This window comes from Pseudomonas sp. (assembly GCF_050739775.1).
Taxonomy (GTDB): domain Bacteria; phylum Pseudomonadota; class Gammaproteobacteria; order Pseudomonadales; family Pseudomonadaceae; genus Aquipseudomonas.
In genome coordinates this window covers 1-21,073 of record NZ_JBOICA010000032.1, presented here as the reverse complement: position 1 = coordinate 21,073, position 21,073 = coordinate 1, and the positions used below count along the sequence as shown (strand labels likewise).

General features: G+C 60.5%; 25 protein-coding genes, 2 tRNA genes and 1 pseudogene. 6 read left to right on the top strand and 22 right to left on the bottom strand.

Annotated features, from left to right (window positions below):
• Nucleotides 1–80: 80 nt before the first annotated feature.
• The 9 genes from ACRESH_RS17315 to thrS form a co-directional block, all read right to left on the bottom strand.
• A tRNA-Pro gene (locus ACRESH_RS17315) sits at nt 81–157 on the bottom strand.
• A 106-nt stretch (nt 158–263) separates the two neighbouring features.
• Nucleotides 264–620, bottom strand: a complete 357-nt coding sequence (locus tag ACRESH_RS17310) for a MerR family transcriptional regulator (protein WP_010222411.1) — start codon at nt 618–620, stop codon at nt 264–266.
• Nucleotides 601–903: an integration host factor subunit alpha gene (gene ihfA / locus ACRESH_RS17305; RefSeq protein WP_002553164.1), complete on the bottom strand. Its 303-nt coding sequence runs from the start codon at nt 901–903 to the stop codon at nt 601–603. The genes ACRESH_RS17310 and ihfA overlap by 20 nt, the downstream gene beginning before the upstream one ends.
• A 3-nt stretch (nt 904–906) precedes the next feature.
• Nucleotides 907–3,282, bottom strand: a complete 2,376-nt coding sequence (gene pheT, locus ACRESH_RS17300) for a phenylalanine--tRNA ligase subunit beta (protein WP_431743122.1) — start codon at nt 3,280–3,282, stop codon at nt 907–909.
• A 36-nt stretch (nt 3,283–3,318) separates the two neighbouring features.
• Complete coding sequence (gene pheS, locus ACRESH_RS17295; protein WP_028941672.1) at nt 3,319–4,335, bottom strand: phenylalanine--tRNA ligase subunit alpha; 1,017 nt, start codon at nt 4,333–4,335, stop codon at nt 3,319–3,321.
• Between the two features lie 102 nt (nt 4,336–4,437).
• Nucleotides 4,438–4,794: a 50S ribosomal protein L20 gene (rplT, locus tag ACRESH_RS17290; protein ID WP_010222414.1), complete on the bottom strand. Its 357-nt coding sequence runs from the start codon at nt 4,792–4,794 to the stop codon at nt 4,438–4,440.
• A 29-nt stretch (nt 4,795–4,823) separates the two neighbouring features.
• Nucleotides 4,824–5,018, bottom strand: coding sequence for a 50S ribosomal protein L35 (rpmI, locus tag ACRESH_RS17285; protein ID WP_027620572.1), 195 nt, complete (start codon nt 5,016–5,018; stop codon nt 4,824–4,826).
• A gap of 60 nt (nt 5,019–5,078) precedes the next feature.
• Nucleotides 5,079–5,630, bottom strand: coding sequence for a translation initiation factor IF-3 (infC, locus tag ACRESH_RS17280; RefSeq protein ID WP_431743182.1), 552 nt, complete (start codon nt 5,628–5,630; stop codon nt 5,079–5,081).
• Nucleotides 5,630–7,552 (bottom strand): threonine--tRNA ligase, encoded by a 1,923-nt coding sequence (gene thrS, locus ACRESH_RS17275; protein WP_431743121.1) that lies wholly within the window; start codon nt 7,550–7,552, stop codon nt 5,630–5,632. The genes infC and thrS overlap by 1 nt, the downstream gene beginning before the upstream one ends.
• A gap of 366 nt (nt 7,553–7,918) precedes the next feature.
• Here thrS and ACRESH_RS17270 point away from each other — a divergent pair, with 366 nt between their 5' ends.
• Together ACRESH_RS17270 and ACRESH_RS17265 are read left to right on the top strand one after the other, a co-directional pair.
• Nucleotides 7,919–8,215: a hypothetical protein gene (locus ACRESH_RS17270; RefSeq protein WP_431743120.1), complete on the top strand. Its 297-nt coding sequence runs from the start codon at nt 7,919–7,921 to the stop codon at nt 8,213–8,215.
• A gap of 159 nt (nt 8,216–8,374) precedes the next feature.
• Complete coding sequence (locus tag ACRESH_RS17265; protein WP_003179963.1) at nt 8,375–8,587, top strand: cold-shock protein; 213 nt, start codon at nt 8,375–8,377, stop codon at nt 8,585–8,587.
• A 60-nt stretch (nt 8,588–8,647) separates the two neighbouring features.
• Here ACRESH_RS17265 and ACRESH_RS17260 read toward each other — a convergent pair whose 3' ends face one another.
• Together ACRESH_RS17260 and ACRESH_RS17255 are read right to left on the bottom strand one after the other, a co-directional pair.
• The gene (locus ACRESH_RS17260) at nt 8,648–8,962 is read right to left on the bottom strand and encodes an I78 family peptidase inhibitor (protein ID WP_431743119.1); all 315 of its coding nucleotides are present in this window, start codon (nt 8,960–8,962) and stop codon (nt 8,648–8,650) included.
• A gap of 145 nt (nt 8,963–9,107) precedes the next feature.
• A complete protein-coding gene (locus tag ACRESH_RS17255; RefSeq protein WP_431743118.1) occupies nt 9,108–9,410 on the bottom strand; it encodes a hypothetical protein in 303 nt (100 codons plus the stop codon).
• A 189-nt stretch (nt 9,411–9,599) separates the two neighbouring features.
• Here ACRESH_RS17255 and ACRESH_RS17250 point away from each other — a divergent pair, with 189 nt between their 5' ends.
• A complete protein-coding gene (locus tag ACRESH_RS17250; protein ID WP_431743117.1) occupies nt 9,600–9,806 on the top strand; it encodes a hypothetical protein in 207 nt (68 codons plus the stop codon).
• Here the strand turns inward: ACRESH_RS17250 and ACRESH_RS17245 are convergent.
• From ACRESH_RS17245 to ACRESH_RS17215, 7 genes are read right to left on the bottom strand one after another with little or no spacing between them, the layout of a single operon-like run.
• Nucleotides 9,778–10,803, bottom strand: a complete 1,026-nt coding sequence (locus ACRESH_RS17245) for a nucleoside hydrolase (protein WP_431743116.1) — start codon at nt 10,801–10,803, stop codon at nt 9,778–9,780. The genes ACRESH_RS17250 and ACRESH_RS17245 overlap by 29 nt on opposite strands.
• A gap of 26 nt (nt 10,804–10,829) precedes the next feature.
• On the bottom strand, nt 10,830–11,234 hold the full coding sequence (rbsD, locus tag ACRESH_RS17240; RefSeq protein WP_431743115.1) for a D-ribose pyranase: 405 nt from the start codon (nt 11,232–11,234) through the stop codon (nt 10,830–10,832).
• The gene (gene rbsK, locus ACRESH_RS17235; RefSeq protein WP_431743114.1) at nt 11,231–12,139 is read right to left on the bottom strand and encodes a ribokinase; all 909 of its coding nucleotides are present in this window, start codon (nt 12,137–12,139) and stop codon (nt 11,231–11,233) included. The genes rbsD and rbsK overlap by 4 nt, the downstream gene beginning before the upstream one ends.
• Nucleotides 12,140–12,152: 13 nt before the next feature.
• On the bottom strand, nt 12,153–13,175 hold the full coding sequence (locus ACRESH_RS17230; protein ID WP_431743113.1) for a LacI family DNA-binding transcriptional regulator: 1,023 nt from the start codon (nt 13,173–13,175) through the stop codon (nt 12,153–12,155).
• 3 nt (nt 13,176–13,178) lie between these two features.
• Nucleotides 13,179–14,171, bottom strand: coding sequence for an ABC transporter permease (locus ACRESH_RS17225; RefSeq protein WP_431743112.1), 993 nt, complete (start codon nt 14,169–14,171; stop codon nt 13,179–13,181).
• Nucleotides 14,168–15,718, bottom strand: coding sequence for a sugar ABC transporter ATP-binding protein (locus tag ACRESH_RS17220; RefSeq protein WP_431743111.1), 1,551 nt, complete (start codon nt 15,716–15,718; stop codon nt 14,168–14,170). The genes ACRESH_RS17225 and ACRESH_RS17220 overlap by 4 nt, the downstream gene beginning before the upstream one ends.
• 45 nt (nt 15,719–15,763) lie before the next feature.
• Complete coding sequence (locus tag ACRESH_RS17215) at nt 15,764–16,720, bottom strand: sugar ABC transporter substrate-binding protein (protein ID WP_431743110.1); 957 nt, start codon at nt 16,718–16,720, stop codon at nt 15,764–15,766.
• Nucleotides 16,721–17,054: 334 nt separating this feature from the next.
• On the opposite strand from ACRESH_RS17215, the gene ACRESH_RS17210 reads away from it, so the two are divergent.
• From ACRESH_RS17210 to ACRESH_RS17200, 3 genes are all read left to right on the top strand, one after another.
• Nucleotides 17,055–18,143, top strand: coding sequence for an asparaginase (locus tag ACRESH_RS17210; protein WP_431743109.1), 1,089 nt, complete (start codon nt 17,055–17,057; stop codon nt 18,141–18,143).
• A 166-nt stretch (nt 18,144–18,309) separates the two neighbouring features.
• On the top strand, nt 18,310–18,579 hold the full coding sequence (locus ACRESH_RS17205; RefSeq protein WP_045184252.1) for a DUF1654 domain-containing protein: 270 nt from the start codon (nt 18,310–18,312) through the stop codon (nt 18,577–18,579).
• Nucleotides 18,580–18,585: 6 nt separating this feature from the next.
• The gene (locus tag ACRESH_RS17200; protein WP_431743108.1) at nt 18,586–19,278 is read left to right on the top strand and encodes an endonuclease; all 693 of its coding nucleotides are present in this window, start codon (nt 18,586–18,588) and stop codon (nt 19,276–19,278) included.
• Between the two features lie 3 nt (nt 19,279–19,281).
• Here the strand turns inward: ACRESH_RS17200 and ACRESH_RS17195 are convergent, their stop codons facing one another.
• From ACRESH_RS17195 to ACRESH_RS17180, 4 genes and pseudogenes are all read right to left on the bottom strand, one after another.
• Nucleotides 19,282–19,707, bottom strand: coding sequence for a GTP pyrophosphokinase (locus ACRESH_RS17195; RefSeq protein WP_431743107.1), 426 nt, complete (start codon nt 19,705–19,707; stop codon nt 19,282–19,284).
• Nucleotides 19,708–19,720: 13 nt separating this feature from the next.
• Nucleotides 19,721–19,933: pseudogene (locus ACRESH_RS17190) on the bottom strand (GNAT family N-acetyltransferase); the annotation flags it as partial.
• Nucleotides 19,934–19,971: 38 nt separating this feature from the next.
• On the bottom strand, nt 19,972–20,541 hold the full coding sequence (locus tag ACRESH_RS17185) for an SPOR domain-containing protein (RefSeq protein ID WP_431743106.1): 570 nt from the start codon (nt 20,539–20,541) through the stop codon (nt 19,972–19,974).
• A gap of 235 nt (nt 20,542–20,776) precedes the next feature.
• Nucleotides 20,777–20,853 (bottom strand) — tRNA-Val (locus ACRESH_RS17180).
• Nucleotides 20,854–21,073: the final 220 nt, after the last annotated feature.

Genomic DNA, 21,073 nt, shown 5'->3' with positions numbered 1-21,073 from the left:
GTTTTGCGCATGTTTTGCGCGGGCACAAAAAAGCCGGTTCAGATAACCGGCTTAACTGCCTGATTTTACTCAGTAAATAATGGTCGGGACGGAGTGATTCGAACACTCGACCCCTTGCACCCCATGCAAGTGCGCTACCGGGCTGCGCTACGCCCCGACTGGGCTTGAAGCATGTTCTCCTAGTTGCTAAGAACGTTGAAGAATGTACCCTAACCTTTTGAATTATGGAAGCATTTTTTCCAAAATTCCCGGCCCGATAAGGGCTACTTCTTCAGCACCACCAACACATCTTCCAACTCGACAATCATCTGCCGAATCAGCTGTTTGTACTGGGTGGTGTCGTCCTTGGCTTCATCGCCAGAGAGGCGCAAACGCGCCCCGCCGATGGTGAAGCCCTGGTCGTACAGCAATGCGCGGATCTGACGGATCATCAGCACGTCCTGGCGCTGATAGTACCGCCGGTTACCGCGGCGCTTCACCGGGTTGAGTTGCGGGAATTCCTGCTCCCAGTAGCGGAGCACGTGCGGTTTTACCGCACAAAGCTCGCTCACTTCACCAATGGTGAAGTAGCGTTTGCCTGGAATCGGCGGAAGCTCGTCGTTATGACTTGGTTCCAGCATAGGCCTCAACTCGGGCTTTCAACTTCTGCCCTGGACGAAAGGTGACGACTCGACGCGCCGTGATCGGGATCTCTTCCCCGGTCTTGGGGTTGCGGCCCGGCCGCTGGCGTTTGTCACGCAGGTCAAAATTGCCGAATCCGGACAATTTGACCTGCTCGTTGTCTTCCAGAGCGTGCCTGATTTCCTCAAAGAACAGTTCAACCAATTCCTTGGCTTCACGTTTGTTCAGGCCCAGCTCCTCGTACAGCCGTTCGGCCATCTCAGCTTTCGTCAGAGCACCCATACGCTATTTCCTTAACGTGGTGTTCAACCTTTGTTCGAGCGAGGTGAGGATGTTTTGTGTCGCGGTGTTCACCTCTTCATCATTAAGAGTGCGCGACGGATGCTGCCAGGTCAAGCCTACGGCGAGGCTTTTTCTATCAGGATCAATGCCTTTACCCTGATAAACATCAAACAGCCTGAGGTCCGTGAGCCATTCGCCTGCATTGTCACGAATTACTTCAAGCACCGAGCTCGAAGCAACATCACGTCCTGCGACCAAGGCCAGGTCACGACGGACTTCCGGGAATTTCGACAGCTCGCTGAACTTCGGCAGGCGGCCATCGGCCACTTCGCCCAGGACCAGCTCGAAGACGAACACCGGACGATCGAGGCCGAGGGTCTTGGCCAGCTCCGGGTGGATGGCACCCAGGTAGCCGACTTCTCGACCATTACGCTCGATGCGTGCCGTCTGGCCCGGGTGCAGCGCCGGGTGTTGGCCCGGTACGAAGCTGAACTCGGCGAGCGAACCGGAGAAGCCCAGCACCGCTTCTACGTCTGCTTTCACGTCGAAGAAGTCGATGCTGTCACGACCGTTGGCCCAACCTTCCGGCAGGCGGCTGCCGCAGACGACACCGGCGAGCATTGGCTCTTGCTTGAGGTCGCCCAGCTGGCCGACGAAGCGCAGGCCGCTTTCGAACATGCGTACGCGGTCTTGCTGACGGTTGAGGTTGTGCTGCAGCGACTTGACCAGGCCCGGCCACAGGGAGGCACGCATGGCCGCCATGTCGCTGGAGATCGGGTTGGCCAGCAGCAGCGGCTCGACGCCCGGGCTGAACAGCTCGAACAGTTTCGGGTCGATGAAGCTGTAGGTGATCGCTTCCTGATAGCCACGGGCAACCAGCAGACGGCGCAGGGCCGGCAGTTCGCCACGGGCTTCGGCCTTGGCCTGCGGGGCCAGGCGCGCTTGCGGGTAACGCACCGGCAGGCGGTTGTAGCCGTACAGGCGGGCCAGTTCTTCGATCAGGTCGACTTCCAGGCTGATGTCGAAGCGATGGCTTGGTACTTCGACCTGCCACTGCCCTTCGCCGACGGTGGTTTTCAGGCCCAGGCCGTTGAGCAACTGCTCGACGTCGGCGCTGGCCATTTCCATGCCCAGCATCTGGGTCAGACGCTCGGCACGCAGGGTGATCGGCGCAACCTTCGGCAGGTGTGCTTCGCTGGTGACGTCGACCACAGGGCCGGCTTCGCCGCCGACGATTTCCAGCAGCAGGCCAGTGGCACGCTCGATGGCTTCGCGGGCCAGCTGCGAGTCGACGCCGCGCTCGTAGCGGTGCGAGGCATCGGTGTGCAGGCCGTAGGAACGCGCCTTGCCAGCGACGGAGATCGGCTCGAAGAAGGCGCTTTCGAGGAAGATGTCGCGGGTGGTGGCGGAAACACCGCTGTGCTCGCCACCCATGACGCCGGCGATGGCCAGGGCGCGGGAGTGGTCGGCGATGACTAGGGTATCGCTACGCAGCGCCACTTCCTGACCGTCGAGCAGCACCAGCTTCTCGCCCTCCTCGGCCATGCGCACGCGGATGCCGCCGTTGATCTCGGCGAGATCGAAGGCGTGCATCGGCTGGCCCAGTTCGAGCATCACGTAGTTGGTGATGTCGACGGCAGCGTCGATGCTGCGCACGTCGGAACGACGCAGGCGCTCGACCATCCACAGCGGGGTCGGGCGCGACAGGTCGACGTTACGGATAACGCGGCCCAGGTAGCGTGGGCAGGCTGCTGGAGCCAGCACTTCAACCGGGCGCACTTCGTCGTGGGCGGCAGCAACGGCCGGCACTTCCAGCGGGGTGACCGCGACGTCGTACAAGGCGCCGACATCACGCGCCAGGCCGGCGATGGACAGGCAGTCGCCACGGTTCGGGGTCAGGCCGATCTCGATGCTGGCGTCGTCCAGATCCAGGAACACGCGAATGTCTTCGCCCACCGGCGCGTCGGCAGCCAGTTCCAGCAGGCCGTCGTTCTCTTCGCTGATCTGCAGCTCGGCCGCCGAGCACAGCATGCCGTTGGACTCAACGCCACGCAGCTTGGCTTTCTTGATCTTGAAGTCGCCCGGCAGTTCGGCGCCGATCATCGCGAACGGGATCTTCAGGCCAGGGCGCACGTTTGGCGCGCCGCACACTACCTGGAAGGTCTCGCTGCCGCTGCTGACCTGGCATACACGCAGTTTGTCGGCGTCGGGGTGTGGTTCGGTGCTCAGCACCTCACCGACGACGATGCCGCTGAACTGACCGGCAGCCGGGGTTACGCTGTCGACTTCAAGACCGGCCATCGAAAGACGGGCAACCAGCTCGTCTCGGGATACCTGCGGGTTGACCCAACCGCGCAGCCATTTTTCACTGAATTTCATCCTGCTCTCCTGAAAGATTCGTTACGGGTGCGCGACCTAGCGAAATTGCGCAAGGAACCGCAAGTCGTTGTCGAAGAACAGGCGCAAATCGTTGACGCCGTAACGCAGCATGGCCAGGCGCTCGGCGCCCATGCCGAAGGCAAAGCCCTGGAACTCTTCAGGGTCGATGCCAGACATGCGCAGCACGTTCGGGTGAACCATGCCGCAACCCATGACTTCCAGCCAGCCGGTCTGTTTGCACACACGGCAACCTTTGCCGCTGCACATCACGCACTGGATGTCGACTTCAGCCGATGGCTCGGTGAAGGGGAAGAAGGACGGACGGAAACGCACCGCCAGTTCCTTTTCGAAGAACACCCGCAGGAATTCTTCGATGGTGCCTTTGAGGTCGGCGAAATTGATGTCGCGATCGATCAGCAGGCCTTCGACCTGGTGAAACATCGGCGAGTGGGTCAGGTCCGAGTCGCAGCGGTAGACGCGGCCCGGGCAGACAATGCGGATCGGCGGCTGGCTGGACTCCATGGTCCGCACCTGCACCGGCGAGGTGTGGGTACGCAGCAGCATGTTGGCATTGAAATAGAAGGTGTCATGCATTGCCCGGGCCGGGTGGTGGCCGGGAATGTTGAGTGCTTCGAAGTTGTGGTAGTCGTCTTCGACCTCAGGGCCTTCGGCGATGCCGTAGCCGATGTGGGTGAAGAACTGCTCGATGCGCTCCAGGGTGCGGGTGATCGGATGCAGACCACCGGAGGTCTGGCCACGGCCCGGCAGGGTCACATCAATGCACTCGGCAGCCAGACGGGCGCTGAGCTCGGCTTCTTCGAAAGCCGCTTTGCGCGCGTTGAGCACCTCGGTGACGCGTTCCTTGGCGTCGTTGATCAGCGCGCCAACTTTTGGCCGCTCTTCGGCAGGCATGTTGCCCAGGGTCTTCATCACCTGGGTCAGTTCGCCTTTCTTGCCAAGGAATTGAACCCGGATCTGTTCCAGGGCATTGATGTCTTCAGCGCGTTCCACGGCCTCCAGGGCTTGGGAGACCAGCGCGTCCAGGTTTTCCATGTACAGACTCCAGATACAAAATAGGGGAAGAGCGCAGGCTCTTCCCCTATTAAGACGTTAACACCTGGCGCCGGAAATGACGCCGGGTGATTGTCGGGGTACTTAAGCCAGCGAGGCTTTAGCTTTCTCGACAATCGCAGCAAACGCCGCTTTTTCGTTCACTGCCAGATCAGCCAGAACCTTACGGTCGATTTCGATCGACGCTTTTTTCAGGCCAGCGATCAGGCGGCTGTAGGACAGACCGTTGATACGCGCACCAGCGTTGATACGAGCGATCCACAGAGCGCGGAACTGACGTTTTTTCTGACGACGGTCGCGGTAGGCGTATTGGCCTGCCTTGATGACCGCTTGCTTGGCAACACGGAATACGCGCGAGCGTGCGCCGTAGTAACCTTTAGCCAGTTTCAGAATTTTCTTGTGACGCTTACGAGCGATGACGCCACGCTTTACACGAGCCATGAGTAACTTCCTCTATCTAGAACCAAAAATTAACGAAGGCGCAGCATGCGCTCGACTTTTGCCACGTCCGACGCGTGCAGCAGGCTGCTACCGCGAAGTTGACGCTTACGCTTGGTCGACATTTTGGTCAGGATGTGGCTCTTGAAAGCGTGCTTGTGCTTGATGCCGTTAGCGGTTTTCAAAAAACGCTTGGCTGCACCGCTTTTGGTTTTCATCTTTGGCATGTTCGGATACTCCGCATTCAGTTGATAAACATAACCGCAAGGCCTGCCGTGCCCTGGTGGTTATTTCTTTTTCTTGGGGGCGATGACCATCAAAAGCTGGCGTCCTTCCATCTTAGGATGCTGTTCGACGGTCCCGTATTCGGCGAGATCAGCTTCGATCCGCTTCAACAGTTCCATACCCAGCTCCTGGTGGGCCATCTCACGACCACGGAATCTCAGAGAGATCTTGGTCTTGTCCCCATCACTAAGGAAACGTACCAGGTTGCGTAGTTTTACCTGGTAATCCCCTTCCTCCGTCCCTGGACGAAACTTGATTTCTTTGATCTGGATGATCTTCTGGTTCTTCTTCGCTGCGGCCTGTTGCTTCTTCTTTTCGAACAGGCTCTTGCCGTAGTCCATGACTTTGCAGACAGGAGGTACGGCATCAGCAGAGATTTCTACCAGATCCAGCTTCGCTTCTTCAGCGATACGAAGCGCTTCATCAATCGAGACGATGCCCAACTGCTCGCCGTCAACGCCAATTAACCGAACCTCGCGTGCCGAGATATTCTCGTTGATCGGGGCTTTCGGTACAGCTCGTTTGTCTTGTCTCATATCACGCTTAATAGTAATTACTCCGAATCTTGGCGACCACGCCGGGAAACCGCTTGCGCGAGCAAGTCCGCGAACTGGGCGACGGGCATCGAGCCCAGGTCTGCACCTTCACGGGTACGCACAGCGACAGTTTGCGTTTCGACTTCCCGATCCCCGATAACCAGGAGATAAGGAACCTTGAGCAAGGTATGCTCGCGGATCTTAAAGCCAATTTTCTCATTTCTCAAGTCGGACTTGGCACGGAAACCGCTTTCGGCCAGAGTTTTTTCCACTTGTTGAGCAAATTCAGCCTGTTTGTCGGTGATATTCATGACCACCGCCTGGGTTGGCGCAAGCCAGGCCGGGAACGCACCTTCGTAGTGCTCGATGAGAATTCCGACGAAGCGCTCGAACGATCCGAGGATGGCGCGGTGCAGCATTACTGGATGCTTGCGGCCGTTGTCTTCGGACACAAATTCTGCGCCCAGACGGATCGGCAGGTTGAAGTCGAGCTGCAGGGTACCACACTGCCAGACGCGGCCCAGGCAGTCCTTGAGCGAGAACTCGATCTTCGGACCGTAGAAGGCGCCCTCGCCCGGCTGCAGGTCGTACGGCAGCCCGGCGCTGTCCAGTGCGGCAGCCAGTGCGGCTTCGGCGCGATCCCACAGCTCATCGGAACCCACGCGCTTTTCAGGGCGGGTGGACAGCTTCATTTCGATGTCTTTAAAGCCGAAGTCGGCGTAGACATCCATGGTCAGCTTGATGAACGCAGCGGATTCGGACTGCATCTGCTCTTCGGTGCAGAAGATGTGCGCATCGTCTTGAGTGAAGCCACGCACACGCATGATCCCATGCAGGGCACCGGACGGCTCGTTACGGTGGCAGGCACCGAACTCGGCCAGACGCAGCGGCAGCTCGCGGTAGCTCTTCAGGCCCTGGTTGAACACCTGCACGTGGCAAGGGCAGTTCATTGGCTTGATGGCGTAGTCGCGGTTTTCCGACTGGGTGGTGAACATGTTGTCGGCGTAGTTGGCCCAGTGGCCAGACTTTTCCCACAGCGAACGGTCAACAACCTGCGGCGTCTTGATCTCCAGGTAGCCGTTCTCGCGCTGGACCTTGCGCATGTACTGTTCCAGTACCTGGTACAGGGTCCAGCCGTTAGGGTGCCAGAACACCATGCCCGGCGCTTCTTCCTGGAGGTGGAACAGGCCCAGGCGCTTGCCGATTTTACGGTGATCGCGTTTTTCCGCTTCTTCGATGCGCTGAATGTAGGCAGCCAGCTGCTTCTTGTCGGCCCAGGCGGTGCCGTAGACGCGCTGCAGCTGCTCGTTCTTGGCATCACCGCGCCAGTAGGCGCCGGACAGCTTGGTCAGCTTGAACGATTTCAGGAAACGCGTGTTCGGCACGTGCGGACCGCGGCACATGTCGACGTATTCTTCGTGGTAGTACAGGCCCATGGCCTGTTCATCCGGCATGTCTTCGACCAGGCGCAGCTTGTAGTCTTCGCCACGGGCCTTGAACACTTCGATCACCTCGGCGCGCGGGGTGACCTTTTTGATGACGTCGTAATCGGTGTCGATCAGCTGCTGCATACGCTGCTCGATGGCAGCCATGTCGTCAGGCGTGAAAGGACGCTCGTAGGCGATGTCGTAATAGAAGCCTTCGTCGATGACCGGACCGATGACCATTTTCGCGGTCGGATACAGCTGCTTGACCGCGTGGCCGACCAGGTGGGCGCACGAGTGACGGATAATCTCCAGCCCCTCTTCGTCCTTGGGCGTGATGATTTGCAGACGGGCGTCGTGTTCGATCAGGTCGCAAGCATCGACCAGCTGGCCGTCGATTTTACCGGCGACGGTGGCCTTGGCCAGGCCGGCACCAATGGATGCGGCGACTTCGGCTACGGATACAGCCTTGTCGAAGGAACGTTGACTGCCATCGGGAAGAGTAATAATGGGCATGGCGCCTCCTCTCCTAGTGGTGACCCCTACCAAAGGTCACGTGGGTTGGGATGAGCCAGTACGCGATCCGCCCCTGTCTTTGCACAAGCAAAGCCTGCCTCACAGTGGCAGAAGCCCGAAAGCCTGCCAGGGAACGAACCAGAGTGACTGGAGTAAAACGAACAAAGGATCCGGGGCGGCAAAAGGCCGAACATCCCGAGCCGGACATGCTAGCACAAAGCTTTTGCACGATTGACCGCAGATTGACCGCCCAGGCAGAAATATTCGGAATTTACGCCGAAGCGGTGAACTTGAACGGATTTTTTCCGCTCAGAGTTTGTGAATCGACCTACTCTTGTGAGACTCGACCCCAAGGAGTGCTTGGCTATGCGACTTCAGTCTTTTCTCGCCCTGGCGGCTTCTGCCCTGTTGCTGCCGCTGGGCGCCAATGCCGGCAAGCTGCCCGCCGACTACCAGACGTCCTGCGTGGCTCAGGCGCAGAAGCAGCAAGGCGTGACCAAGGACAAAGCCGAAGCGCACTGCAGCTGCGCCGCAAAGGTGCTCGAAAAAAACCTCACCGATGAGCAGATCAAGGACCTGGACACCCTGCAGGATGGCGTAAATGCGACACTAATGGAGAACACGCGAAAACAGGTCGCAGCTGCCTGCACCCCGAAAAAATAGGCCTTTGGCCAGGTAATCCATCGCTAATTTGCTCCAGATCAGCAATCTGCGAAGGTAAAAGGGGCTACAAGCCCATAATTAGACTATGATGTCTTGGTGCACCCTGTTGGCCTCGGCAACACCGCACTACTGAAAATCATGTTTCTTGGAGATACACCCATGTCTAATCGCCAAACCGGCACCGTAAAATGGTTCAACGATGAGAAAGGCTTCGGCTTCATCACTCCACAAGGTGGCGGCGACGACCTGTTCGTTCACTTCAAGGCTATCGAATCCGACGGTTTCAAAAGCCTGAAGGAAGGCCAGACTGTCTCCTTCGTTGCCGAAAAAGGCCAGAAGGGCATGCAGGCTGCACAAGTTCGTCCAGAGTAAGATCTGACCGAATAAAAAACCCGTCCATGTGACGGGTTTTTTTGTGCCTGTTTTTTGGGATCAGCCGCAGTTGACGCGAACAACCACGCCTTGCGCATCAGTGTGCAGGTTCAGGCGCTCGGAGCGGTAATCCATGGTCATGGCATCATGCGGTCCAAGGGCATGGGCCAGTTGCGAGCCGCTGGCCTTGCGCGCCTGCTCGATCAACACCGGGGTAGCCTGCTTGCCGACGGCGAACTCAGCGCCGCTGGCCTGGCAACGGCCGTCATTGTTCGCCGCCCCAGCCTCAGGCGCCTTCGACGACGAACCGCCAGTGCTGCTGCAACCCGCCAGAACGGTGACCGCCAACAGGCTCATCAATGATGCACGGAACATGAATCCTCCTTTGAATACGGGAATACTGCTGTCTATCTGACAGCTTCGCTGGTTTTTCGTTGCAAAACCCGCCAAGTCTGCCTGAGCCAGCGCACTCAGGTAAAAATGCAATCGTCACGGGATTTTGCACAAACCTCGTCGACACTCAGTACAGGTCAATGTAGTCGCTCGAGGGTTTCGGCCAGTTGCGCTTCAACACGTTGAACACCTGCAACACCCAACGCTCGTCCGCCGCCGCCTGTTCGCCAACGCAACCAGAACCGGCCGCCCAGGTTTCCAGGCGAAAGGCCAACCCCTCCAGCTCACGGCCACCGACCACTTGCGACAGCCAAGCGATACCGCCACGGTTGACCCGCAACTGGTTATGCAGCGCATTGCTGCCTGCGGCAAGCAGGCTACGCACGGATTCAAGGGTGAACTGTTCGGGGTTGTTCAAATCGATCTGCACAGCACTGTTCCGACACGCTGGAAACCGTTAGTTTGCCACGCCCCTGCGCTTATGCCTAAGTCGCAGTGCATTGGCAGGCTTGGGCATGATTTACTGAAGGCTTGGGCGGAGCGCAATGAGGCCTCCCTCTTCAAACGCCAGGACCCGGTATTTGAACCCACAGCGCACGCAGTTTTTTCGGAATGACTCATGACAAGCCATATCATCGATGCCGACATCAAGGTCAGATGGGCCGAGGGCCAGAGCGCCTACAGCCCCGCCAGCGCCGAAGAGTTGATGCTGATTGCCGTCGACCTGCTGGTCAAAGACCTGGGCAACGAAGCTGCGCGCAGCTTCGTCGATCAGGTCTTTGAACGCTATACGCCCCCTACTTCAGACGCGCAAGCCGCGTACTGAGCAGGTCGAAAAAGCCCTGGGCATCGCCACTGTCGACCCACATCACGTTACTCGGCTGCTCAAGGGTGTTGTACCAGTCAGCTATGGTCTGGCCGTAGGTCGGGCCTTCGCGGCTATCCACCTGCAGGTGAATCTGCCGCCCCTTGAACAGCTCGGGCTTGAGCAGATAGGCGATCACGCTGGCGTCATGCACCGGGCCTCCCGGCATGCCGTAGTGCGCCATGTCGGCCTTGACGTAGGCATTGAGAATATCCACCACCAGCTTGCTGGCCTGGTTGTTCACCGCTGCCAATTGTGAGAGCCGCGCTTCGCTGGTCAGCACCTTGTGGGTGACATCCAGGGGCAGGTAGGTCAGTTTGACCCCGCTGCTGAGCACCACTTCGGCGGCCTCCGGGTCGGCGAACAGGTTGAACTCGGCCACCGGGGTGATGTTGCCGCCGTTGAAGTGAGCACCGCCCATCACCACCACTTCCTTGATGCCCCTGGTGATCTCCGGCGCCTGGATCAGCGCCAGGGCCAGGTTGGTCTGCGGGCCGAGCATGGCCAGGGTGATGCTGTGCGGCTCGGCCTTGCCCAGGGTGTCGATCAGGTACTGCACAGCGTTGCCCTTGGCCAGGCCTAGCCTGGGCTCATGCACCGACACACCGGGCAAGCCCTCCTCGCCGTGAATGTTCGCCGCATAGATGGGCGTACGCAGCAACGGCTTGGGCGCACCGGCATACACCGCAATGTCCTCGCGCCCGCCCCATTCCCTGGCCAGCCGCGCATTGCGCGAGGTCTTGTCCAGACGCACGTTGCCGGCCACCGTGGTAATGGCGCGAATCTTCAGTTCATCCGGCGAGGCCATGGCCAACAGCAAGGCCACCACGTCGTCGGCACCGGGGTCGGTGTCGATGATCAGATCGATCGGTGCAGCCTGGGCGGCACCCGCCGACAGCAGGGACATCAGCAGTACTCCTTGGAGCAAACGTTTGGCAGGTTGGATCAGTTCAATCATTGGACACGTCCTTGTAAGGTAAGAATCTAGAAAGTGACGCCAGCGATCAAGGCGATATTGCTGTAGGGCTGACACTCACCGCTGCGCACCACGGCGCGGGCGCTGCGGCTGAGCTGCTTGAACTCGGCATGACTGAGCAGATTGCGGGCGCCGAGCTGACCATGGGCATGGCATTGCTCGATGGCGGTCAGGCCTGGGGGATTGGCCTTGAACATCTCGCTGGCGAGCACATGGCTTTCCACCTGCATCTCGCTCAGCACCGTGCGCAGGACACTGGCGAAGTCGGGTATCCCAGGCGTCAGTGCCAGGTCGATCAGCTCGACACCAGACGGCACCGGCAAACCGGCGTCGCCGATGACCAGGATGTCACCATGGCCTAGCGAGGCAATGAGCCGTGACAGGGCGATATTGAGCAAAGGCGTCTTTTTCATGGTTGCAGCTCGGCCAGGTAAGGGATCGAAGGCTGGGCTCCGGCGCGAGTGACCGAGAGGGCCGCGGCGCGCTGGCCGAAGGCAATCGCTTCGCCCTCCTCCATGCCCCGCGCCAGAGCGGCGGCAAAACCACCGACAAAAGTGTCGCCCGCCGCAGTGGTGTCCAGCGGTTGCACCACTGACGCCGGAAAGTGCTTGAAACCCTGGGCATTGGCGAATAACGCACCCTGGGCGCCAAGGGTGACGATGACGTTTTTCACCCCGAGGCTGCACAAGTGACTGGCCACGGCCTCGGCGCTGGCCAGGTCGGTCACCGGCAGCCCGGTCAGCGCCTGCGCTTCGCTTTCGTTGGGTATCAGATAGTCGATGGCGCTGTACCAGTTGAGCGGCAACGGGCCCGTGCACGGCGCCGGATTAAGGATCACAGTCTTGCCCAGGGCACGGCCACGCTCCAGGGTGTAGGCCACCGTCTGCGGCGGTACTTCCAGCTGGCAGATGATGACTTCGGCACCTTGCAGCAAGGCGTCGAAAGCCTGTACCGATTCAGGCAGCAACTGGCCGTTGCCACCGGGAATAATGACGATGGAGTTCTGGCTGCTGGCATCCACCACGATCAGCGCCAGGCCGCTCGATACCCCCGGACACACCGCTACGCCCTGACAGTCGATCTGCTCGTCGAGCAACGCCTGGCGCAGCTGTTGACCGTAGGCATCGTCGCCGACGTTGCCAATCATCGCCACCGCGGCACCCAAACGCGCCACGGCCACGGCCTGGTTGGCGCCCTTGCCGCCCGGCACGGTGGCAAAGGACTCGCCCGCCAGGGTCTCGCCGGCGCGCGGCAGGCGCTGGGCGCGGGCCACCAGGTCCATATTGAGGCTACCTACCACTACTACCTTGGCGTGCATGGGTGTTCTGTTCTCAGCGGTAATCATTGAAAAGATCCGGGCGTGGCGCGGTGGACTCACGCAGCACGATCTTCGGTGCAACGATGCGCTGCTCCGGCGCGCCGCGCAGAGGCTGGGCGATACGTGACAGCAACAGGGCCGCGGCGCTCTCACCCAGCTCGCGAATCGATTGACCGACCGTGGTCAGCGCCGGGAACACGTAGCGACTGAGCTGGATGTCGTCGAAACCGATCACCGACAGCTCGCCGGGCACGCAGATGTTGCGCTCGGCCGCAGCGCGCAACACGCCGATGCCGATCATGTCGTTACCGGCGAAGATCGCCGTCGGCCGCTGCCCATCGAGCAATTGCGCGGCAGCGGCATAACCGCCCAGGCTGGTGAAGTCGCTGTTGACGATGTGGTCTTCGCCCACCGTGACTCCAGCTTCGGCCAGGGCACGCTGGAACCCGGCCAGGCGCATTTGCGCCGTGCTGGTGCTGGCCGGGCCGCCGATGCAGGCGATATCACGATGCCCCAGGTCCAGCAGATGACGGGTGGCCAGGTAGGCGCCCAGCTCGTGATCGATGCGCACCAGATCGGCCTCAACCCCTTCCAGGGCGCGGTCAACGATAACCATCGGCGTGCGCACATTGGCCAGACTCCCCTGCAGGTCGCTGTCTTCACCCACCGAAGCGACGATCAAACCGTCGATGCGTTTTTCCAGCAGCACGCGCAGGTAGCTGCGCTGCTTTTGCGGGTTGTCGTCGGAGTTGCACAGGATCACGCAGTAGCCGTTGCGCTCGCAGGCATCCTCGATGCCCCGGGCCAGCTCGGCGAAGTACGGGTTGACGCTGTTGGGCACCAGCAGACCAATGGTGGCGGTGCTGCGCGCCTTGAGTGAACGGGCCACAGCGCTGGGCACGTAGTCGAGCTCGGCAATGGCCGCCTCGACTTTCAGGCGCACCGGTTCGCTGACCGGTCGGGTCTTGTTCAGTACATGGGACACGGTGGTGTAGGAAATCCCCGCCAGTGCCGCGACATCTTTGATGGTTGCCATGGGTCAGTTCCGCCGACTTGCACGTCGGCTACGGTAGGTGTCGAGGACCACGGCGATGACAATGACCGCCCCGGTGATAATGCGTTTGGTCGGCTCCGATGCGCCGATCTGGGCCAGGCCTGCAGCCAGCACGGAGATGATCAGCACGCCGAAGAAGGTGCTGATCACCGAACCGCGTCCGCCCATCAGGCTGGTGCCGCCGATGACCACGGCGGCGATGACCTGCAGCTCAAGGCCGGAGCCGGCATTGGGGTCGGCGGCCTCCAGACGGGAAATCTGGAACAGCGCGGCAAGGCCGGCCAACAACCCCATCAGTGAGAACACCAGGATCTTGTACGGACGCGGGTCGATACCGGCCAGGCGCACCGCTTCTTCGTTGGTGCCGATGCCGATCAGGTAGCGGCCGAACACCGTGCGAGTCAGCACCAACTGGGCGAGGATGATCACCAGTAGGGCGATGATGAACGACGGTGATATACCGAAAGCCAGTGGATTGGAAAGCCAGGCAAAGGCGTCGCCGATGTAGGCGGTGCGCGAGTTGGTCAGCTGATAGGCCACGCCCCGGGCCATTTCCAGCACACCCAGGGAAACGATGAAGGACGGAATCCGCCAGGCCACGGTAATCGAACCGGTGATGCTCCCGGCCAGCGCCGCCACACCCATGCCAAGCAAGGCGGCCGGCAGCACACTCCAACCCCAGCCGAGAATTGCCACGCTGACTGCCGAGGCCGCCAGGGCCAGCACCGAGCCTACCGAGAGATCGATGCCGCCGATGATCAGGACGAAGGTCATGCCCACCGCCAACACCATCAGGTCGGGGATCTGGTTGGCCAGGGTGCTGAAGGTGCCGTAAGACAGGAAATGACTACTGAGAAAGGAAAACAGCACGATCATTGCCAGCAAGGCGCCGGCCAGGCCCAGGTAAGTACCCAGGCCGTAATAGCTGCTGTTGCGCTTGGCGCTCGGAGCAGCAGTGTCCACTGGAGTGGTTTTCATGAAGTTGTCCTGGGTGCTGCTTCATGCAGCAACGCATCACGTTTCTGATAGCCGGCGAAGGCCGCGGCCAGTAATTGATCCTGGGTCCAATGTTCGCGCTCGAAGGTGTCAATCAGGCGCCCGGCACTGAGCACGCCAATGCGGTCACAGATCAGCATCAGTTCGCGCAGGTCACTGGACACCACCACCAGCGCCTTGCCCTGGCGCGCCAGCTCGGCGAGCAAGCCGTAGATGTCGAATTTGGCACCGACGTCGATGCCACGAGTCGGTTCGTCGAACAGCAGCACCGTGCAGTCACGTTCTAGCCAGCGGCCAATCACCACCTTTTGCTGGTTGCCGCCAGACAGCTCGCCGACCACCTGCTCGGGGCTGGAACTGCGAATGCGCATGGCACTGATCTGGCGCTGGGCCAGCTCACGTTCGGCTTTACTGTCGAGCACGCCGGCACGGGAAATCGCCGGCAGGTTACCCAAGGCGATGTTGGCGCTGATCGATTGCGACAGCAGCAAGCCTTCGCCCTTGCGGTCCTCGGTGATCAGGGCAATGCCCTCGCGCACGGCAGCCACCGGCGAGTCGACCTGCACTGCACGCAAAGGATTACCCAGCTCGATACTGCCGCTGTCGGCGCGGTCGGCGCCGTAGATCAGGCGCAGCAATTCGGTACGGCCGGCGCCGATCAGCCCGGAGATGCCGAAGATTTCACCACTGCGGACCTCGAAGGACACTTCACGGACCTTGTCGGCGCGGCTCAGGCCATTGACCTTGAGGATCGGTGCGCCGATCTGGCGTTGACCCAGGTCGATGTGCTCGGCCAGTTCGCGGCCGACCATCAGGTTGACCAGCTCTGCGCTGCTGTAGCGCGCCATGGGTTCGACACACACCAGCTTGCCGTCGCGCAGCACGGCGATGCGCTGGGCGATGCGCTTGAGCTCTTCCAAGCGGTGAGAGATGTAGACGATGGCCACGCCGCGCTGCTGCAGGCGCTCGATCTGGGTGAACAGCAACTCGACCTCGCGCGCGGTGAGCATGGCCGTGGGCTCATCGAAGATCAGCACATGACAGTCGCCGATCAGGTTGCGGGCAATTTCCACCATCTGTTGGTGGCCGATGCCCAGCTCGCCGACCGGGGTGTCCGGGTCGATGGCATCCAGGCCGACCTGGGCCATGGCCGCCTGGGCCAGTTGGCGCAGGCGCTTGCGGCTGATCCAGCCGCCACGGCTGGGCAGGTTGTCGAGAAACAGGTTCTCGGCCACCGTCAGGGTCGGTAGCAGGTTGAGCTCCTGCATGACCATGCGCACGCCAAGGCGCTCGGCGGCGGCACGGCTGCCGGGCTGATAAGACTGACCCTGATAGTGCATCTGCCCGGTGGTGGCCGTTTCAAGGCCGCCGATGATTTTCGACAAGGTACTCTTGCCCGCCCCGTTCTCACCGGTAAGGGCCAGCACCTCGCCACGGTACAAACTCAGATCGATATCGCCCAGCACCGGCTGGGCGTAGGTCTTGCCGATTGCGCTGACTGAAAGTACGACATCCGCAGTCGCTGACATTGCCTGTTCTCCTGGCGCCTGCCGTCGGGCAGGCGCACCGTGCGACTACTTGTTGGTAACCAGCTCGACCGGTGTCTGGATGACATTGTCGGCATCCACTTCAGGCTTTTCGCCTTTGAGCATCTTCAGCGCTGCCTCGATGCCGAACACCGCCTGTTTGGCGGCGTACTGGTCGGCGGTGGCAAGCACGCGACCGTCCTTGAGCATCGGCTTGATGGCGTTGATGTTGTCGTAACCGACCACCTGGACCTGACCGGCCTTGCCCGCCGCGCGTACCGCCGAGACCGCGCCCAGGGCCATGCTGTCGTTACCGGCCAGCAGCGCCTTGAGTCCGGGGTGGGCATTGAGCATGGCGGCGGCGACCGCATTGCCCTTGGCAATTTCCCAGTCGCCCGACTGCACCGAGACGATCTTGATCTGCGCTGCTTCCATCGCATCCTTGAAGCCGGCCGTACGCTGCTGGGCGTTAGTGGTGGTCGATACGCCTTCGATGATGCCGACCTCGTCACCAGCCTTGAGCTTCTCCTTGGCCAGGTACTCACCCACCAGGCGCGCGCCCTTGCGGTTGTCAGGGCCCACGAACGGCACGCTGAGGTTCTTGCTCTTGAGCACCTCGGGATCCAGGCGGTTGTCGATGTTGACCACAGTGATGCCGGCATCCATGGCTTTTTTCACCACCGGCACCAGGGCCTTGGAGTCGGCCGGCGCAATGACCAGGGCGTTGACCCCGGAAACGATCATCTGCTCGACAATGCGAATCTGATTGCCGGAATCGGTCTCGTCCTTGATGCCGTTGGAGACCAGGTCGAAGTCGGCGGCGTGCTCTTTCTGGTAGGCCTTGGCACCGTCTTCCATGGTCAGGAAGAACTCGTTGGCGAGGGATTTCATTACCAGGGCGACCTTGGGCTTTTCATCCGCCTGGACCTGGGACAGGGGCGTTGCGAGGGAGAGCGAGGACAGTACGGCGACCGCCAAAAGGCGTCCTGCGAACGGCAGCTTCATGGGATTACTCCGAATCTTATGATTTTTATCGGCTCGCAAACGTTTGCGTTAGCTCACTATGCGAACGCAACCAGCCTTTGTCAAATTCGCCGCCGCAAACGCACTGGAAGTTGCATGTCGGAATTATCGTCAAATTAACCGGAAAACCGAACCCCAAAGCAGTAATTATTCGGATTTCCGAACAGCAAGACACCCAGCCAGTCCTTCTCAGACCATTTAAAATTCATATAAATCAATAGATTGAACATGAAATACGACGAGCGGCAGAGCTGGCCCGTTTTCTGCTCCCTCCTGCCAGCTACACAGCGAACTCCATTCATAAGAGAGATCAACGATGAAAGCTGCGCTTAACTCCTTCGTTCCGGGCGCTTTGGCCCTGCTGCTGTTACTGCCCGCAGGCGTCAACGCCAAGGAAGTGGAGAATCAACAGAAACTGGCCAACGTGGTGATCCTCGCCACCGGCGGCACCATCGCAGGCGCCGGCGCCAGCGCCGCCAACAGCGCGACCTACCAGGCCGCCAAGCTGGGGGTGGACAAGCTGATCGCTGGCGTTCCGGAACTGGCAAACCTTGCCAATGTGCGCGGCGAACAGGTGATGCAGATCGCCTCCGAAAGCATCAACAACGACAACCTGCTGCAACTGGGCAAGCGCGTTGCCGAGCTTGCCGACAGCAAGGACGTTGACGGTATCGTCATCACCCACGGTACCGACACCCTGGAAGAGACCGCCTACTTCCTCAACCTGGTAGAGAAGACCGACAAGCCGATCGTGGTCGTGGGCTCGATGCGTCCGGGCACCGCGATGTCCGCCGATGGCATGCTCAACCTGTACAACGCCGTGGCGGTTGCCAGCAACAAGCAATCGCGCGGCAAAGGCGTACTGGTGACCATGAACGACGAGATCCAGTCGGGTCGTGACGTCAGCAAAACCGTCAACATCAAGACCGAAGCCTTCAAGAGCCCATGGGGCCCGCTGGGCATGGTGGTCGAGGGTAAATCCTACTGGTTCCGCCTGCCTGCCAAGCGTCACACCATGGATTCGGAATTCGACATCAAGAACATCAGCAGCCTGCCTGCCGTGGACATCGCCTACGGCTACGGCAACGTCACCGATACCGCCTACAAAGCCCTGGTTCAGGGCGGCGCCAAGGCGATCATCCACGCCGGTACCGGCAATGGTTCGGTGTCGTCGCGCGTGGTGCCTGCCCTGCAGGAACTGCGCAAGGAAGGCGTGCAGATCATTCGTTCCTCCCACGTCAACGCCGGCGGCTTCGTGCTGCGCAACGCCGAGCAGCCTGACGACAAGAACGACTGGGTCGTGGCCCACGACCTGAACCCGCAAAAAGCCCGGATCCTGGCCATGGTCGCCCTGACCAAGACCCAGGACAGCAAAGAGCTGCAGCGGATCTTCTGGGAATACTGAGTCAAGTACCCCTCCGGCACTTGCCCGTCTTGTAGGACGGGCAAGCATGCCTCACCTATCCTCGGCAAAAAAACTTTAAACAGACCGCAGCAAACTGCGCGGTTTGCGGTCGAATGCGCTCTTTCACCGACGAGCTGTTGCGAAATTGCTTACAGTAAAATACTGTATGCGCATACAGCTAAATAAGGAACGTTTCGTGGCCACCACTTCCGCCCCTGCCAGCAGTTACGAGCAACTGGGCATTCGCATCCAGAAAATCATCAATTCACCGACCGCACAAAAGGCCCGGGCCGCACTGATCTTCCGCCTCGAGCATGAATCCCCCGACGATTGGGCGACCTTGCTTGAGGAAATCGCCGAGAACGACAACGTCACCCTCGCCTACCGCGATGACGGTGGCGTGCAGATTTTCTGGGTTGTGCCAAAGGAAGATTGAACCCGCATGAGAGTTTCGTTTTTTGCAGTCGCTTGCCTGCTGTTCAGTGTCACCACCGCCCACGCCGATGCACCCCGTACCTTCAGCGAAGCCAAGAAAGTCGCCTGGCGCCTGTATGCACCGCAGTCCACCGAGTTTTACTGTGGCTGCAAGTACAACGGCAACAAGGTTGATCTCGCCGCGTGCGGCTACATCCCGCGCAAAAACGCCAACCGCGCTTCGCGTATTGAATGGGAGCACATCGTTCCGGCCTGGCAGATCGGCCATCAGCGCCAGTGCTGGCAAGACGGCGGGCGCAAGAACTGCACGCGCAACGACAAGGTCTACCAGCGCGCCGAAGCCGACCTGCACAACCTGGTGCCGAGCATTGGCGAGGTCAACGGTGACCGCAGCAACTTCAGTTTCGGCTGGCTGCCCGAGCAGCGTGGGCAGTACGGTTCATGCCTGACCCAGGTCGACTTCAAGGCCAAGAAGGTCATGCCGCGCCCATCGATCCGCGGGATGATTGCGCGCACCTACTTCTATATGAGCAAGCAGTACAGCCTCAAGCTGTCCAAGCAGGACCGCCAGCTCTATGAAGCCTGGAACAAGACCTACCCGCCGCAGCCCTGGGAGCGCCAGCGCAATCAGCGAGTGGCCTGCGTGATGGGGCACGGCAATGAGTTTGTCGGCCCGGTGAACCTCAGTACCTGCGGCTGAGGATCAAGCCAGCGCCTGCAGGTAGGCGCTGGCCTGCTGGTAACGGGCCAGGCGGGCCATGTCTTCCGGGCCGGGAATGGCGATGCGCGAGAGGTCGCTGTTGTCGGCAAGGTCGGCAAGCTTCACCACCCGCGCCAACGGGTCGCCGCCCAGGCGAATGACAAACGCCTCATAACTTTCCTCATCGCGGCGGCTCAGCGCCTGCACCGCCGCCAGGATCTTCAGGGCAAAGCCCTCACGGGCCAGGCCCGACAAGGTCATGGGCGAGTCTTCGAGCACATCGTGCAACACGGCGACGATGCGCTGCTCGACCGTCGAGACCCGCAGCATCACCCGCAGCGGGTGCAGGATATAGGCTGCGCCACCTTTGTCCTGTTGCCCTTCATGCGCCCTGGCCGCCACCGCAATGGCCCGTTCAAGCGTAGACATAAGGCCCTCCTGCTCAACGTTCGCGTCGCTTCAGACGCGCCATGCTGTAGACGTCGGTCAACCTGCCGTCTCGCAAAGCATAGTCAAGCAATTGTCCTTCGACATCAAAGCCATGGCGCTTATAAAGGGCCAATGCCGGTTGATTGTCGGTGTATACGGTCAGCTCGACGCGCTGCAGCCCCATCCAGTTGTCTGCCACCTCGAGCACGGCCGCCAGCAAGCGACTGTCGAGCCGTGAGCGCACGAGGCCGGGAAAGGCGCTGGCTAGCGCGTTGCGCCGTGCTGGATGACCACCGAGTCGGTACCCAGGCGCGCCATCACATCGGCCTGCTTCGCTTCGGCGTCAGCCTTGCTCTGGAACGGGCCGAGCAGCACCACTGGCTTGCCGTCACGGTAGGCCACCGACGAGGGGATCTGCTTCTCGATCAGGCGTGCGGTCATGTCGCTGAGGGCGCCCATATTCGGGCCCTGGACGATTTCGACGTCCCAGCCTTCAGGCGCTGGCTGGTCGGCCAGGGCGTCGGCGCGGCGCTGCAGGTCGGCACCACCGCAGATTTCCCGAATCTGCAGGTTGCTGTCCTTGTCGGCGAGGACAATCTCGTAGCCGTCGGCCTGCTTGATGGCCACGTAGCTGCGGTAAGGCAAGAAGACCCCGGCGTCATCCTTGCTGCGTACCTGGCCGCAGATGGCGCCCTGCTTGTCGATTCGTACGTTGCCGAACTTGGCCGTCTTGGGGTTGGGCAACTGCTCGGCAATCTGCTTGTGCACGCCTTCGACTTCATTTTCGCAACCGGCCAGAGCCAGCACCGCCATTACCACCGCCACTTTGCGCACGCGTCTATCTCCTGAATGCAAGCGGCGGATTTTAGCATTCCTGGCTGGATTTTAGGGCGCTATCGCGGAACGGGTGTGGTGCGGGCTTGCCCCGCGATAAGACTGTACAGACAACAGATTAGGTGCTGGCTGGATTACGATCGCGGGGCGAGTCCATTTAATTACAGCCAACACGCAAAAAGGGCGACCCTTGCGGATCGCCATTTTTGTTACCACACAGCAGTGTGGATTTGTTTGGTAGGCACAATTGGACTCGAACCAACGACCCCCACCATGTCAAGGTGGTGCTCTAACCAACTGAGCTATGTGCCTGCTGTGGGGCGCATAATACGCAGGTATGTACCTGTCGTAAAGCGAAATTTCATAAAAAAATCAGCAGCTTTAGCCTTCCGCTAAAAACGCCGGAAATCGGCATAGGGGGCGGCCTTCATAGGCCGCGCCCCTGCCACACCACCCGGCATGCGGGTCCGCACCGGGCGGTTCGAGAGATTGAGGTTATGAGAGACGCACCAGACCCATCCTGTCGAACCAC

Excerpts from the sequence above, each read along its gene's own strand:
- ACRESH_RS17270 (WP_431743120.1), top strand. The coding sequence starts at position 7,919 with ATGCGACTTCAGTCTTTTCTCGCCCTGGCGGCTTCTGCCCTGTTGCTG.
- ihfA (WP_002553164.1), bottom strand. The coding sequence starts at position 903 with ATGGGTGCTCTGACGAAAGCTGAGATGGCCGAACGGCTGTACGAGGAG.
- ACRESH_RS17225 (WP_431743112.1), bottom strand. The coding sequence starts at position 14,171 with ATGAAAACCACTCCAGTGGACACTGCTGCTCCGAGCGCCAAGCGCAAC.
- thrS (WP_431743121.1), bottom strand. The coding sequence starts at position 7,552 with ATGCCCATTATTACTCTTCCCGATGGCAGTCAACGTTCCTTCGACAAG.
- pheT (WP_431743122.1), bottom strand. The coding sequence starts at position 3,282 with ATGAAATTCAGTGAAAAATGGCTGCGCGGTTGGGTCAACCCGCAGGTA.
- ACRESH_RS17230 (WP_431743113.1), bottom strand. The coding sequence starts at position 13,175 with ATGGCAACCATCAAAGATGTCGCGGCACTGGCGGGGATTTCCTACACC.
- ACRESH_RS17245 (WP_431743116.1), bottom strand. The coding sequence starts at position 10,803 with ATGATTGAACTGATCCAACCTGCCAAACGTTTGCTCCAAGGAGTACTG.
- ACRESH_RS17260 (WP_431743119.1), bottom strand. The coding sequence starts at position 8,962 with ATGTTCCGTGCATCATTGATGAGCCTGTTGGCGGTCACCGTTCTGGCG.
- rplT (WP_010222414.1), bottom strand. The coding sequence starts at position 4,794 with ATGGCTCGTGTAAAGCGTGGCGTCATCGCTCGTAAGCGTCACAAGAAA.
- ACRESH_RS17200 (WP_431743108.1), top strand. The coding sequence starts at position 18,586 with ATGAGAGTTTCGTTTTTTGCAGTCGCTTGCCTGCTGTTCAGTGTCACC.
- ACRESH_RS17265 (WP_003179963.1), top strand. The coding sequence starts at position 8,375 with ATGTCTAATCGCCAAACCGGCACCGTAAAATGGTTCAACGATGAGAAA.
- ACRESH_RS17310 (WP_010222411.1), bottom strand. The coding sequence starts at position 620 with ATGCTGGAACCAAGTCATAACGACGAGCTTCCGCCGATTCCAGGCAAA.
- ACRESH_RS17215 (WP_431743110.1), bottom strand. The coding sequence starts at position 16,720 with ATGAAGCTGCCGTTCGCAGGACGCCTTTTGGCGGTCGCCGTACTGTCC.
- rbsD (WP_431743115.1), bottom strand. The coding sequence starts at position 11,234 with ATGAAAAAGACGCCTTTGCTCAATATCGCCCTGTCACGGCTCATTGCC.
- rbsK (WP_431743114.1), bottom strand. The coding sequence starts at position 12,139 with ATGCACGCCAAGGTAGTAGTGGTAGGTAGCCTCAATATGGACCTGGTG.
- pheS (WP_028941672.1), bottom strand. The coding sequence starts at position 4,335 with ATGGAAAACCTGGACGCGCTGGTCTCCCAAGCCCTGGAGGCCGTGGAA.
- ACRESH_RS17220 (WP_431743111.1), bottom strand. The coding sequence starts at position 15,718 with ATGTCAGCGACTGCGGATGTCGTACTTTCAGTCAGCGCAATCGGCAAG.
- ACRESH_RS17250 (WP_431743117.1), top strand. The coding sequence starts at position 9,600 with ATGACAAGCCATATCATCGATGCCGACATCAAGGTCAGATGGGCCGAG.
- rpmI (WP_027620572.1), bottom strand. The coding sequence starts at position 5,018 with ATGCCAAAGATGAAAACCAAAAGCGGTGCAGCCAAGCGTTTTTTGAAA.
- ACRESH_RS17195 (WP_431743107.1), bottom strand. The coding sequence starts at position 19,707 with ATGTCTACGCTTGAACGGGCCATTGCGGTGGCGGCCAGGGCGCATGAA.
- ACRESH_RS17210 (WP_431743109.1), top strand. The coding sequence starts at position 17,055 with ATGAAAGCTGCGCTTAACTCCTTCGTTCCGGGCGCTTTGGCCCTGCTG.
- ACRESH_RS17205 (WP_045184252.1), top strand. The coding sequence starts at position 18,310 with ATGCGCATACAGCTAAATAAGGAACGTTTCGTGGCCACCACTTCCGCC.